The sequence below is a fragment of the Sporocytophaga sp. genome (genome assembly GCF_017745095.1).
Lineage (GTDB): Bacteria > Bacteroidota > Bacteroidia > Cytophagales > Cytophagaceae > Sporocytophaga.
Window position 1 is genome coordinate 69,966 of sequence record NZ_JAGHZZ010000021.1, and the last position, 14,682, is coordinate 84,647.

Annotated in this window: 9 protein-coding genes; 4 read left to right on the forward strand and 5 right to left on the reverse strand. The window is 36.0% G+C overall.

All coding sequences use genetic code 11. The annotated features are described in order from the left end of the window. The first annotated feature begins 22 nt into the window (after positions 1-22). A complete protein-coding gene (locus J7604_RS22130; RefSeq protein ID WP_293901018.1) occupies positions 23-883 on the forward strand; it encodes an SDR family oxidoreductase in 861 nt (286 codons plus the stop codon). 121 nt (positions 884-1,004) lie between these two features. Here the strand turns inward: J7604_RS22130 and J7604_RS22135 are convergent, their stop codons facing one another. From J7604_RS22135 to J7604_RS22145, 3 genes are all read right to left on the reverse strand, one after another. Beyond that, positions 1,005-1,943, reverse strand: a complete 939-nt coding sequence (locus tag J7604_RS22135; protein WP_293901021.1) for a DUF4249 family protein — start codon at positions 1,941-1,943, stop codon at positions 1,005-1,007. Then, a complete protein-coding gene (locus tag J7604_RS22140; protein WP_293901024.1) occupies positions 1,943-4,309 on the reverse strand; it encodes a TonB-dependent receptor plug domain-containing protein in 2,367 nt (788 codons plus the stop codon). Before J7604_RS22140 ends, J7604_RS22135 begins: the two co-directional genes overlap by 1 nt. A gap of 433 nt (positions 4,310-4,742) precedes the next feature. Next, positions 4,743-6,791, reverse strand: coding sequence for a 3'-5' exonuclease (locus J7604_RS22145; RefSeq protein ID WP_293901027.1), 2,049 nt, complete (start codon positions 6,789-6,791; stop codon positions 4,743-4,745). 460 nt (positions 6,792-7,251) lie between these two features. Between J7604_RS22145 and J7604_RS22150 the strand changes: the two genes are divergently transcribed. The 3 genes from J7604_RS22150 (at position 7,252) to J7604_RS22160 (ending at position 9,861) form a co-directional block, all read left to right on the forward strand. Next, positions 7,252-7,809: a hypothetical protein gene (locus J7604_RS22150; protein WP_293901030.1), complete on the forward strand. Its 558-nt coding sequence runs from the start codon at positions 7,252-7,254 to the stop codon at positions 7,807-7,809. 507 nt (positions 7,810-8,316) lie between these two features. Beyond that, a complete protein-coding gene (locus J7604_RS22155; protein WP_293901033.1) occupies positions 8,317-8,730 on the forward strand; it encodes a hypothetical protein in 414 nt (137 codons plus the stop codon). Positions 8,731-8,811: 81 nt separating this feature from the next. Further along, a complete protein-coding gene (locus tag J7604_RS22160) occupies positions 8,812-9,861 on the forward strand; it encodes a WG repeat-containing protein (protein ID WP_293901036.1) in 1,050 nt (349 codons plus the stop codon). Between the two features lie 686 nt (positions 9,862-10,547). Here the strand turns inward: J7604_RS22160 and J7604_RS22165 are convergent. After that, a complete protein-coding gene (locus tag J7604_RS22165) occupies positions 10,548-12,407 on the reverse strand; it encodes a T9SS type A sorting domain-containing protein (RefSeq protein WP_293901039.1) in 1,860 nt (619 codons plus the stop codon). A 170-nt stretch (positions 12,408-12,577) separates the two neighbouring features. Next, a complete protein-coding gene (locus J7604_RS22170) occupies positions 12,578-14,245 on the reverse strand; it encodes a S8 family peptidase (protein ID WP_293901042.1) in 1,668 nt (555 codons plus the stop codon). Between the last annotated feature and the right edge of the window lie 437 nt (positions 14,246-14,682).

The following is a 14,682-nucleotide window of genomic DNA, read 5'->3' on the forward strand; positions in this document are numbered from 1 at the left end:
AAGCAGCTAAAAAACTGAAACAATGGAATATAAACCATCATCATTACCGGCGGAACATCTGAATGAACAGCCGGGCTCTGAAGCAGAGATGCAGCTAAAACCAGAGTTTATCCGGAGTGACTATAAAGGCAGTGATAAGCTTAAAGGTAAAATTGCTTTGATCACTGGTGGAGATAGCGGCATTGGAAGATCCATAGCAGTTCATTTCGCTAAAGAAGGTGCGGACATTGCTATTGTATATCTGAAAGAACATACAGATGCAGAGCAAACAAAAAAACTGGTCGAGCAGGAAGGCCGTAAATGCCTTCTGATATCAGGGGACGTTGGTGACCAGAATTTTTGTAATAAGGCTGTAGAAGAAACCCGCAAGCAATTGGGAGGTTTGAATATCCTTATCAACAACGCAGCAGAACAGCACGTAAAAGGATCTCTGGAGGAAATAACAGCAGAACAACTGGAAAGAACTTTCCGCACCAATATCTATTCTATGTTCTATCTTTCTCAGGCAGCATTAAAGCAGTTAAAAGAAGGTGATTGCATCATCAATACCAGCTCAGTTACTGCTTATCGGGGGAAAGAATCACTGCTTGATTATTCATCCACAAAGGGGGCTATTGTTTCTTTTACCAGATCCCTAGCAAGCAGTCTTGCAAAAAAAGGGATAAGAGTAAATGCAGTAGCACCTGGACCTATATGGACTCCATTGATCCCTGCTACTTTTCCACCTGATAAAGTAACAAGCTTCGGGAAACAAGTTCCATTAGGCAGACCAGGACAACCTTCTGAAGTTGGGCCAGCTTATGTATTTCTTGCATCCAAAGATGCTTCTTACATAACAGGTCAGGTCATTCATCCTAACGGTGGTGAACCGGTAGAAAGCTGATAATTTAAGCAGCATACTCAAACCTGATTGTTTGAGTATGCTGTTCTGTTTTATTGAGATATTTAATCAGACTTACTTTATATAAAAAAAGAAGAGATCTTTTCTATCAATTGTACAAAGATCATTTCTCCGCAAAAACTACCTTTTCCTGATACGCTTCAAAAAAGCCTAAACCACCATTTATATTTGAATAGTAATCGTAATATATAGGTTCCGAGAATAAAGGTTCTTCTAATATAGAAGTACTGTCCAAAGACTTAATGGGGTCAACTGGTATTGGTTTATTGGAAGATGATTTACTTAATATATATTCTTTTAATTTTTTATTGAAAGAAATAATATTGAGATGATGACTTAGACCATAACGCACTGATATTTCACCTGAAGCAAATTCTTTTTCATTATAAATGTATGATGTCGTATAAGTGCCATCCGATGGCATAAATTGCCTAGGCACACTAAACATATAAAAAGAATTATGAGTTGTGTCTTTTGAAAAATCCATAACTATCTCATATAGCTTAAAATTCTCATAGAAGTTCAATGCATATTCTGAGTTTAATGATTGATTGACATACTTATATCCATAAATCCAGTCCCTTTCTGTATACATAGAATCGATTCGTGTTGCTATTACATTGATCGTATCAGGAACTATAGTTACAGCATCTACATGTCTTCCGTCCGGAAGATCAACATTGAGATAGATCTTTTGTCCAGGAATAAAATCTAATGGAAGTTTGCCGTAATGACTGTAATAAGAAATTTCACCAAAACCCTGATCATGATAGTACAACTTAACTGTATCCTTCCCTGAAGAAATAGTTACCATGGCATCTTTTATATATTGCTTATCAAAAGAGTATCCATTTTTGTTGAAAAATGGAAAAGTCTGACATAATGAAACCTTTGCTTCATCTCTTCCTACAAAACCATTCACAATAATTTTCATGTCTTTTAAAGAAGTAGGGATTGCCACCTCATCTGCTTCTTTTATACAGGAACTTATCAAAAAAATTGATATAAGGATAAATGCAATTAATAAAGGAGATCGAGTCATCAGAAAATTAATCTATATGAAACTGAAGGAATAATAGGAAACAGAATAACTTTTTTCAATTTATAGTGAGGCAATCTTCTTCCACCGAATACAGTTTTACCATCCCTTGCAAGAAAATAATAATAGGGATTTTCGCGGTTGTATAAATTATAAATGCTTATGTCCCATACCCTGGAGATGCGTTTTTTACTTGATTTGTAAAATTGAGCACCAAGATCGAGTCGGTGATAGGCCGGCATTCTGTAACTGTTTTTTGCGGAATAAACAGTATAATAATCATCCCATGAAATATAATCTGGCATTCCGTTTGAATTACGTGAAATACTCATGGGTAGAGTAAAAGCATTGCCAGAGGAATAAACCCATGTTAAAGACAAAGAAAACTTTTCTTTGGGCTTATAAATAATAACTACAGAAGCATCGTGTCTGTGATCATATTTTGCGGGATATTTTCTACCAAGATTAATTTCCTTAAACTGCATCCAGTTCCAGGATAAAGTATAAGCTAGCCATCCTGACAACTTTCCTTGCCGTTTATGAAGCATCACCTCGCTTCCATAAGTACAACCTTTTCCTTGCGTTACTTGTTCTTCCCAGGTTTGATATACTCCCTTATCATCAGCATCTTTCACAAGGAAACCAGCTCCTTCTTTATATTCAACCAGATTTGAGCTTCTTTTATAATACCCTTCTATGGTTAATGAAATATTATGCTTAAAATCCTGCGCAATGCCCAAAGCTATCTGTTTGGAATTTTGAGGAATAATTTTATCTGTTGCTGGCACCCATAAATCCAATGCAGGTCCTAATATGGATTGGGATAGCATCAATGCATATTGATTCATTTCAGCATAAGATGTTTTGATCGCAAACTTCTTAGTTAAATGAAAAGCCATTGATGCTCTTGGTTCAAACCTGAAATATGCTTTATTCCTTACACTGTATCTTGTAAATCTGCCTCCTAAATTGTAAGAGAACCAGGATGTGAGAATGCCTGTTTCTTCAACATAGGCTGACATCTCCTTCGACTCAATGGACTCAATGGACGCATCTGACATGTCTGAAGTTTTCCCTGATTCTTTTTCAATATAAGCTCCTGGAGTATAATGATGAAAGATCATCTGTAGACCACCATTTATCTTATGCTTATCAGATACCTTATATCCCACTTCGTATTTAAGAGTAATATCTCTGATAGAAGACCTATAATCATAATCATAAGCAGTAGTATCCTCAAATAAATATTGTTTTGTCTTTATATAGAATTTACTGGCACCTACAGAAAGCCTTGAAGATAGATTTTCAGAAATAATGTTATCCCAGACTAGATTACCAAGTAAATTATTCCAATTCAAGTTAACTTTATTCGCAAAATCAATGTCTTTATAATTGCTTTTAAAATTATCCTTACCATTATAAAAGCTCAGACTGAGCTTATTTCGGCAATTGATATCCCAATTCACTTTGGCATTAATATCATAAAAGTAATAAGAAGCATTCATCGTATCAGGAAGGAACGGACTCACCAGGAGGTCCATATAACTTCTTCTTGCTCCTATGATAAAGGAACACTTATCTTTCTTTATAGGCCCTTCGAGCATGATCTTGGAAGAAAGAATACCAATACCAGCCTCTCCATGATATTCTTTTTTATTACCCTCTTTCATGGTCATATCCAACACAGAGGACAGCTTACCTCCATACCTTGCTGGAAAAGCTCCTTTGGTAAATTCTACATTCTGAAGCACATCTGAATTAAAAAGAGAAAAGAACCCGTATAAATGCGAAGCATTATAAAAAGGCATACCATCCAGCATAATAAGATTCTGATCAGGGCCACCGCCGCGGACATACATGGCAGTATTCCCTTCTCTTCCCTTTTGCACGCCCGGCATGAGCTGAAGTACTTTGATCACATCTCTTTCTCCTAACAATGACGGAACACTTTTCACCTGTTTCATCGACAGGTTGATTTTACTCATTTGTACATCACTGCTTAAATAACTTGTATCTTCTCCAAGGATGGTAATCTCTTTCAAAAGGTTATGCTCTGAAACAAGTTTGATATCAAGTACCTGAGAATCCCAGACCATTAATTTCTGTGTATTATATCCCTGCATCAGAAACATGACTTCCAGTGTGTCTATGGTTTCAAAACTCAGAGAATAAAATCCTGAGGTATCCGTCGCTGTTGTCAAATTGATTGCGGGTATGCTCACCACAGCACCTACAATAGGTTCATTGCTTGCAGATTCTTTAATATGACCTTGAATTGAAACATTGCCGGAATTAACCTGAGCTGACAACTCTTGATAAGAAACTGTAATGATTAGTAAAAAGAAAATTAGCTTGCTGAAAAAGTGCATTTATAAAAAATAAACTTACTGTAAAATCAAATTGAACACAATCTATATATAAATATAAGAAATTCTGCTGTAATAATTAATACGTTATCAGGACCATATGAGGTTAAGTTTTAATAAAATCATGTTTTAAAATCACTTTCATATGATTATCAAATATTTGCCTGATATTTAAATTTATGCCACATGATTTTGATAATAAATACTTAAAACTGATAAATTGTAACTTGGAAAAGGAATTTACATATTCTGTCATGGAATTCCCTAAGCGAATCAAAATAGCTATTGATTTAAGGCAATAGTAGAAAGACATTATTTATCAATCATTCAAAGGAATAATAAACTCTTCCTAAGAACTGCAACTTCGCACTTGTCCCCCTTTCTTGTATTACAAAAATTATTATCGAGTAAATCCAACCCAGCTATTGCCCTTTCTTTATTCCAATAAAAAACCCGTTAACGCCCCCGAATAAGTAATTGTCAACTTGTGCATTGTACGTGTACATGCTATATACAACATGCTTTTATCTGCATCCGTTTTATAATTACTTGCTGTCACAAATGGAACAATCACTTCATCAAATTCAAGACCTTTAGCCAAATGAGCAGAACTAATGTTGACCCCTTCTTTAAAAGCGATAGATTCATCAGTAAGCAAATGAACTCCTTCAGCTTTTAGTGCATCATAAGCTTTCTCTGCCTGTTGCTTTGTCTTGCATATAATTCCAAGAGATTGATTTCCTGAACTTCTGAAATCAGCAATCATCTTTTTAATAGCCTCCAGCTCCTCTTCATTGCTATTAAAACCGGAAACAACAGGCTCCTGGCCATGCCTTTCCATTGGGATGATATCAGGATTCGGCACAATACGCTGAGCGAACGCAGTAATCTCCCATGTAGATCTGTAACTTCGATTGAGTTTTACAATATCCGCAGATGGAAAAACACGTTCTATAGTTTCTGCTGATGAAGCACTGTATGGGTTAACCGTCTGGCTGATATCTCCCAGAATGGTCATTCTGCAAGGAAACAATCTTGACAATACTGCATATTGAACAGGAGTGTAATCCTGCATTTCATCTATCAGCAGGTGTTTCACGCGATCAAAAGTACTGATCCCTTCCAGGCGTAAACGGAAATATATTAAAGGAAAGACATCAGCATATTCTAACCCCATATTTTGGTCGGTTTTGAATAGGTCTGGCCTGCCGATCCATTGATAAAAATCCTTATAGAGGTCAAACACGTTGTTATACTTAAACATACGCGGAATAGCTTCCCATATCCGTGCCTTATCTCTTCCTGTAAGCTTCTGTCCTTTTGCCTCTCTGACAAATGTCTGGATGTCTTTCACTACAAGCTCAAACCTTTTTAACATTGGCATTCGATGATACCCCTTAAATTTCTGAAGAATGAAATGACCGGGAACTACCGTTTGACCGATTCTAAGATCTGTAGATTTAAAGTAATTATTCTCTACATGGAGAAGGTATTGATTCAGCTTGCTGAGAAATTCAAACGATGATTTAAACTTAATCCGCTCAATAAAAGCAGGATCGTGGGCATCCAATAAACTAGACACCTGCTCGAAGAATGTTTGAAACTTATATTTCTTTTCAAGTAAGTCTGTAGCCAGCTCTTCCATGACCAACTCGGGAATGTGCTCTTCACCAAGCTCAGGTAAGACGTTTGAAATGTAATCGGCAAAGACCTTGTTGGGAGAAATGATCAATATATCTTTTGCAGCGATGCTATCCCGGAAGCGATATAACAAGAAAGCAATTCTATGCAAAGCAATAGAGGTCTTACCCGATCCCGCCACTCCCTGGATAACCATAATACGAGAAGTGTCATTCCTGATAACAGCATTCTGATCACGCTGGATGGTAGCCACTATGTTCTTCATCTTATCATCAGATGATTTGGCAAGTTCTTTCTGAAGAACATCGTCATGAATATTCACTTCGTTTTCAATCATGAACTCCATACGACCATCTCTGATCTTGTATTGTCGTTTTAATACGATCTCACCCTGAACCGTTCCAGAAGGTGTGGCATAGAATGCTTCACCTAGTTCAAAGTCGTAGAACATGGAGGATATCGGTGCACGCCAGTCATAGATCAGGTTAACACGCTTTTCCATGTCTGCAAAGGAATAAATGCCTATGTATACAGGTACTCTTTCATTATCATTGCCAACGAAATCTATTCGTCCAAAGTAAGGAGATTGACCAAGCTTGATCAGTTTGCGTTTTCTTTCAACTGCTGCTCCTCCTGTAAAGGCCATTCTATTAATTGATTGGTCGGCAGCCACCATTTCAGCTTCGTCCATGCCCGATTTTTGCTCATGGATGTACTGCTTTTTCTGCCTCATCTCTTCTGAGTATCGCTTTACAGTATCATCTATATGTTTAATAGCCAGCGTAAGTTTTTCCTTTATCTCTTCGAGGTACTCTCTTTCTTCTTGCTCTGTCGCGTTAATCATTGGATCTTTTTAGGAAGTGGACCACAAATATAATATCAAAATCCGGTGTCTAGAAGGTAATTAGAATTATAATTTAGGAGGAAGGGGTTTTATAATCAATTATTTATTTATAGCCACCCATTGATGCAATTTTCCCAATCCATGATCTGTAACACCATATTTTTCCATTTAGTAAATCTTTCTTTATGTCATATTGAGCTTGCGAAATATCTGAGCTTTCAAAAAGAATAAAGCTTGAGCTATCTGGCAGACTCACAATTACTTCTATTCCAATAGATGAAACTTAATTAATATTTGAATCTTCTCAAGTTGCCCCTGATAATAATAGTCCCAGGCCACTAGAGAGAGAGACTACATTTGAAGTCTAGTCTCTTTCTAGATCAAACCTGTCAGTTAAATATTCACTTTTTTACTTAAATTTATATAAACAGAGTGGAAACCTCCTCTCCTCAATTAGCATATGAATAAAACCAAAATATTAATATTACTTATTTTTATTGCTGCTGCTTGCCGAGATGTCGCTAATAAAGGAGCTCCAGAGACAGACCTTTCTTATATTGACACAAGATATCACGGTCCCAATGATGTAAAAACAATCATTGACCCTTTAATGAAGACAGAGAACATCACTAAAGATGGCGTTCATAAACTAACTTATTATCTTTATTATGAGAACAAGATTTCCGATTCAATTAAATATTCTTTGAAAGAAGATACTTCCTATAGAGCTAAGATTGAAGTATCTAAAAATACATCCTACCGGATCACATACCAGAGAGACAGGACTTATCTTTTAAATGGCAATAGATATAAGATATATAAATATCTAGTCTCACAAGGAGGATATGATGGAGAGTCCAGTCATTTTTGGAATCCTAACCTTGGCATCATTTTAATAAGATCAAACACCTGGAATAATCAATATAGTATTACTTCAAAAACTGATAGCGTTAACGCCTTATTACAAACGCTCAATCTATTGATATTGCAGGATGATAAGTTTTTAAAAGAGAACTAAATATTACTTTTGAATATGTACATCGGTTGGATACTTTTTTTAGCTTTTTACATTTACTGGCTGGTAAAGAAAAAACCTTATAGAAGAAAAAAGATCTATAAATTTCCATTGTGTAAGTTTTCTATTACACTTAAAAGGTGGTAAAATTCAAAGAAGTGTCGTCCTCATATGTAGAGACGCCATGCTGGCGTCTCTTTATCCGCTGGCACTACAACTTAAATTATCAGAACACAATAATTGCTAAATATTAGTTTCTCCAAATATCCATTGTAATTCATTCTCAAAGCTTTTGAGACGCCAGCATGGCGTCTCTACGATTCGGCACAGAACAAGAATTAGTTTTTATTATCATAAGATATCTGAAAATCAAAACCATTATCAGATACGTCTCCTACCCCCGTACATTTTGATAACCAACCTTCTATGTTCCATAAACATTTACCCCTCCCCCCTTCACTATCTGAGCAGCAAAATTTGTATCTTTGTAAAATTAAACTTAACTAAAACATGAAAACTTTTATTTTACTTTCATCTTTTTGGGTTTTATTTTATACTCATTCAATAGCCGGTGATACTGACAGATCCACTGCTCCTTTGAGAAAAAAAACAAACCTGTCTTTGTCACTTCCTAAAAAACCGCGTGAAACATTTATTTACGTGGCAACTCCTCAGCAAGACAAATACACTCATCCTCTTAAAAAAGTAGGAAAAATTTTAACTTTCTCCGGGTTACCCCTGGTTCTCGCTGGCACAATGATGGTAGCCAATGCAGATGCATTATACTATAACTGCAATAACGGATACTGTGAAGGAGATCCAATGGGAGGATTTGGAGTTGTAATCCTGGCTGCCGGTATAGGCGTAACAACAACCGGAGCGATCTTATGGGGAATCGGTGCTTCAAAATCATCTAATGATTAACAAGTGCATAGAATACCTTTTTATTTATACCGTTTTATTATTTACGCATTTATAAATTTAATTGACTCAGCTTTAAGCTATATGAAAAAACTGAATCTGTTGTTCTTGTTACTAACATGTGGGTCCACATATGCCCAGACATTCATCACCCAGATAAAGACATTTGAAACGGGCAAATGGGGGTACATGAACAATAAAGGTGAAATGATTATTCAACCTCAATATAGCAGGTGCGACGAATTTACAGAAGAAGGCTTTGCCGGAATCGAAGAAAATGGATTCTGGTTTATCGACACCAAAAACCAGGTACTAAAAACAGAGGTTGAAATCGAATTCAGAGACGCGCCTTTTTTTACGGATGTTCACGGTTTTTCGGAGGGACTTGCTCAGGTGATTGTTAAAGATGCCGGCAGATGGGGATATATAGACACCAAAGGAAAACTTGTGATACCCGCCATCTATAAGTTTACCACAGACTTTCACGGTGGATTTGCCATTGCCCAAAAAGCAGGAAATAACTACTATGTGTTGGATAAGACTGGAAAGGAAACTCATATACCCATTGAGAGGATTGAGCATTTCAAATCCTTTTCCGAAGGACTTGCAGAGTTCAAGACTAAAGACGGATTCTACGGTTTCATTGATCCAACAGGAAAAATCGCTATCCAACCTGAATATACAGAAGTAAGCAAATTCCGCGGAGGCCTTGCTGCCGTGAGGTTAAAGGGTGGTAGAAATTGGGGCTATATTAATCATAAAGGAGAATTGGTGATTCCAGCAAAGTACGATGTCGCTAAGAATTTCGATCCCGTAAGTGGTATTGCACGTACCAGGACCAACAATGGTTGGGCATATATCAATCAGAAAGGTGAAGAAACAAAGATCTCCGATACTGAAATCTTTGATGATTTTCGTGATGGTTTATGTAAAGGAAGAAAAGGCGAGAAATTCGGCTTTTATGACAACACAGGCAAGTGGGTGATTGAACCTAAATTCGATGGAGCAAGAGACTTTAAAAACGGCTATGCAGCTGTCAAAGAAAACGGTAAGTGGGGAATGATAGACAGAGCAGGCAATTGGGTTATAAAACCTCTATATGCGGGAATAAGGGATATGGAATTAGTGAAGTAAGACGTTTGACTACAGCTTTACAAAGCAAAAAAGCCCCCGATTTTCGGGGGATTTTTTGTTTGGTAATGGAGACTTTTATTCATACCCATTCGAGAATATTTCTCCGTGGCCTCCACAAGCCATTATCAATGACAGAATCCTCTTCCGTGGCCACAGGCAGGCCCTCAACGGCATAATCTATGCAGCAATACTCTATTTCAACACAAGCTCAGTAAACTAAATTTCCATTTATCACAAAGCTTATTGTGTTTTATAAGATAGGTAACCTATTTATTTACCAGCCTCTAATTGTGTCTTGTCGGGGGACCATGGCCGTCAACTTAAAGAATCTTTACTTTGTTAAGTTAACTATGGTTTTGGAAAGTCCATGGTGCAGGATACCAAAATACTGTAAATTCTAAAATCCTGTAAATCCTGATTCAGACAATCTCACAACCCAGAAGGGATTAAATATTTATAGATAACTGTGCATTGCCTTGGTGCGCCCCCTATAGGGTCGTATGTTCTTGATCTGCTCTTATCTATAACCATTTGACCTCTTCGAGGTCAGGACTTTTCTCAGACTTTCATAGCTTTACTGTATTGCTAGAAATCTTGCCTGTACCCCGATCATGGTCTCCTTAATGAATCTTTACTTGTTTAAATGACAGCCATGGTGGGGACAGGTCATGGAGGAGAAAGTTGTTTTACTCCAGGGATACCTTTTTCTTAATGCTCAAACCATTATCAAGCAATATCTCAAAAATATAAAGACCACTACTATAATGATCCATCGAAATATTTTCGAAACTATGTCTATTCAGACTTTCCAATAAGTTTCCAAATGAATTGTAAATATTAATTTCTGTGATCTTAGAAGTCTGGCCTCCCTTAATCGTAACAGAGCCCCTCGCAGGATTAGGATAAATCGTAAAATTAGCCATACCATCATGATTAGGAGCAATTGTGGAATTTGGCACATCGTCAAGCATTACTTTAAAAGTATCGGTATATGAATAATTGCCGCAATAGTCAAACAGCTGAATCTTATATGTCCCAGTATCCTTTTCAGAACCGGATTTTATATAATAATTTAAATATAAAATGCTCGTGTATAGAGAGTCTGTGTAAATCAATGAATCATTCTTGTACCACATGGCTTTTTTGATATCACCGGATATTGGGAAATACAAATTAAAGGGTGATTTATATGTTAAGTAAAAGTCATGAACCGTCGGGACAGTTCTTTGCGGCTTATGGACATTTATGTTAAAAGAACCAGTGGTATCAATAATATTACAAAGAGTATATTTTCTTTTTATTACAGCTCTATAAACTCCAGATGTATCTAGATTATATAACTTTAAAGTATCATTATTAACTCCCACGATGCCAGTACTTTCTGCAAGTTCAACATTCCCATTAAACCAGGTAATCGTATCTCCAGTCTTAATATCTTTAAGAATTAAAATTGCAGAATCACCTTTACATTTATCTCTGTATTCTGAAGTTGTATTACCCAATTCAACATAACCATACACTATAATTTGATCTTCTTGGTAATCATTGGCTACAGAAAAATAAATCTGATCGTCAAGGACTCGAATTGTACGAAGTTCGTACTCATGATTTATTAAGGGTTGGGAAGCGGAAAAACTTAAATGGTTCCATGCATAAGTCCACTCATTAGTCTTTTCAATATATCTGGAACCAACTATAGTTACTTTATTGTCAGAGTAAGGTGGATATATAAAATATAATTCACCGTTCTTATGCATAAAATCATAAGTATATGAAATTAAATCTTCAGTAGGAGATTTTTCCCATTGGGTATTAAAAAATGACCAAAACTGCATAGACCTATCATATATATCACGTCCTCTATTATAGGCAAGGATTAATTTCCCATTATGCATAGTCATAATAACTTTACAATCTTCATGTACAGGTTCGCCTGAGAAATTCAAATTAGTCACTGTTCCATTATTGATTTTTCTCATTGTTAATTTACGAGTGCCATATTCTACTGTTGCTGCATAAAAAGTATCATTGTCAAAGAAAAGCGAGGTTTTACTATAAGAGCCATCAACAAAACTTGCGATAGTTTGCCACTCCATTCCTACAAGTTTCTGAAGATAATTTGTATTATCAATTTTATAAATAATATAAAAAACATCCTTTGCACAAATCATATCTCCATCAATAAATTCAGATTTACCAGGGATTTTTTTAGAAGCTGGCACCCATGAAGTATTATTAAATTTATATAGTAGAATACTATCACTTAGATTTTCCGGACCACTTGACAAATTGTATAATGTATCCTTCGATAAAAAAGAAGAAATACCCATACTTACATTTCGAACCTTAAGAGATGGCGCTTGTTGCCACTGAGCATTCTTATCCTTTTTAAACAGACCTACTTCGGTCCAGTAAAAACGATTATTAATAGTAATATAAGCACTTGTATCCGACTGCAATGCTGAAAAATAGATAGATGATGAAAAGTCACTATCGATGGTACCACTTGCTTTGTGTCGTAGTACTTCCTGGATTTGTGCGTGCAATGAAAAAGATAAAAAAAATAAATTTATAATAATACCTGTGTATATTTTATGCTGAATCGACATGGAAATGTATAGAATATTAGGTTTGATTTGAGTTTTTGTAAAGTAATCATTAAAACAAATTCATATTTTTTTTAGCGAAGATCATTCACATGCCACGAAGCGAATTCTTAATTATCTAAGGTTTCAATATATGCCTTCCTTTTCTCACTTACCATTTTTTCCGCCATCAGAAGAGCCTGATAGGCATTCACAATACCACCTGTAGATGAAAGACTAGAGAATGGAACTCTCGAAGCATCTGGTTTGCCTCCCGGAATAAGTACTTTCTTTTTATTCAAATTTGTACATGAATTCAATAAAATATTTCTCAATTCAATAGCGGTGAGTTCCGGATAATAAGACCATACTAAGGCTGCAACTCCTGATACTACTGGACCTGCAAAACTGGTTCCACTAACCATGGCATACTTGTTTCCTTCAGTCAGGGAAACAATGTCTACTCCCGGAGCAAACAGAGCAACATTCTTTTTTCCATAATTAGAGAAACTGGCACATAGCTTCTTATTAGCCTTTATGCTGTTAGCTCCGACCTCCAGCCAGTTGCGCACCGAATCCCCATCAACGCAAGTTCTGCTGGGATAATGAATGATATCATCAATATTATAACCGCTGTTACCTGCTGCATGCACCAAAAGAACATTGTGAGCTTCGGCATAACGGATAGCATCGTCCACAAACTTCTTTTGAGGTGAATATTCTTTACCAAAACTCATATTGATCACATTCGCACCATTGTTTACTGCATAGCGAATAGCCAGCGCAATATCCTTATCATATTCATCGCCATTGGGCACAGCTCTTAAAACCATAAATCTGACATCTTCAGCAATTCCGTCAATGCCCTTTCCATTACCTCGTATTGCACCAATCACTCCTGATACCGGCGTACCATGGTCTGCTCTTGGACCTTTCACATCATTGTTACCATAAACACTGTCATTAATATTTTCAATATCATCACCAATGAGCACTCTTGGATTATAACTTAAATTTAAATTCTCTTTCAGTTGTGCTTCATTTCTTTTCTTCATGTTTTCCAACTCATATTTACTGAACCCTTGTTTATACCTATCCAGCAACCAATCGCGTGCATATAAAACCCTCCTGCTTGAAGAGGTAATTTCCTTTAAATCATCTACAGTATACGTGCGGGTTCCAAGGTGGTCAAGAACAATTTGTTCCACATCATGAAGAACTTTTTCAAACTTCTTAAGGCTTTCACTCAACTTAGTTTGTTCCGCTTCTTCTTCTTCATGCTTTGCTTTGACTTTAATGTATAGCTTATAGTCTTTAATCTGATCAGCAGGAACATCTGCCTCTGATTTTATATCCTTAAATACAGGATCATATTTTCTTAAAATCCTTACATATTCATAAGTTTCTGTCTCAATATTTTTGCCTTTATCATTTCCGAGAAATCCCCAGCCATGAATATCATCCACATATCCATTTCCATCATCGTCTATACCATTAGCCGGTATTTCCTTTTCATTGACCCATATCCTACCTTTCAAATCTTCATGATCTATATCTACACCACTGTCTATAATAGCAACGATTACAGTTTTACGAGTCTTTTTTCCTTGCAGTAATAAGTTATATGCTTTATTGACGCTTACTCCTGCTATTTTATCCCCTTTAAGATCAGCATTGTACCAGTTGATATTTTTCTCAGGAAATGCGTTTGCAGAGGATTCAGGCTTGTGCTGTGCTAGAGCAGAAAAAGAAAATAATAAATTTAATAGTAGAAGTTTTACTAAAACTCTGTCTTTCATAAAGAAACTTGTAATGAAATAATTAATAAAAAAAACACTTAAATATTATAGTAATTAAATGGGTCATATTAGAAAACGATATACCCTTCTATAAAAATACTATAAGTTTTGCAATTTTTTGATACTCTTTGACGGCCCCCCTATTACTCCATAACTGGCGAACAATTAACTTACTGAAGTAAAGGCAAATCAGATAATAAAAAAATATTTTACACGAAACATCAAAAATCAGAACCACTGATTATAATGATTATTTTGATTTACATGATTCTTTGAGTCTGAGATTATAATAATTTCATTTTTATCCACAAATATCGTAAAGCAACTGATTTAAAAGGATTATCTTGATTTAAAGGATTCTTCAACTTGCGATTTTAGAAGATTCTGAAAGCTAGATGCTTCACAAGTTCTGTAACCTTCCCATTATTAGGACAGCT

Excerpts from the sequence above, each read along its gene's own strand:
- J7604_RS22130 (WP_293901018.1), top strand. The coding sequence starts at position 23 with ATGGAATATAAACCATCATCATTACCGGCGGAACATCTGAATGAACAG.
- J7604_RS22135 (WP_293901021.1), bottom strand. The coding sequence starts at position 1,943 with ATGACTCGATCTCCTTTATTAATTGCATTTATCCTTATATCAATTTTT.
- J7604_RS22140 (WP_293901024.1), bottom strand. The coding sequence starts at position 4,309 with ATGCACTTTTTCAGCAAGCTAATTTTCTTTTTACTAATCATTACAGTT.
- J7604_RS22145 (WP_293901027.1), bottom strand. The coding sequence starts at position 6,791 with ATGATTAACGCGACAGAGCAAGAAGAAAGAGAGTACCTCGAAGAGATA.
- J7604_RS22150 (WP_293901030.1), top strand. The coding sequence starts at position 7,252 with ATGAATAAAACCAAAATATTAATATTACTTATTTTTATTGCTGCTGCT.
- J7604_RS22155 (WP_293901033.1), top strand. The coding sequence starts at position 8,317 with ATGAAAACTTTTATTTTACTTTCATCTTTTTGGGTTTTATTTTATACT.
- J7604_RS22160 (WP_293901036.1), top strand. The coding sequence starts at position 8,812 with ATGAAAAAACTGAATCTGTTGTTCTTGTTACTAACATGTGGGTCCACA.
- J7604_RS22170 (WP_293901042.1), bottom strand. The coding sequence starts at position 14,245 with ATGAAAGACAGAGTTTTAGTAAAACTTCTACTATTAAATTTATTATTT.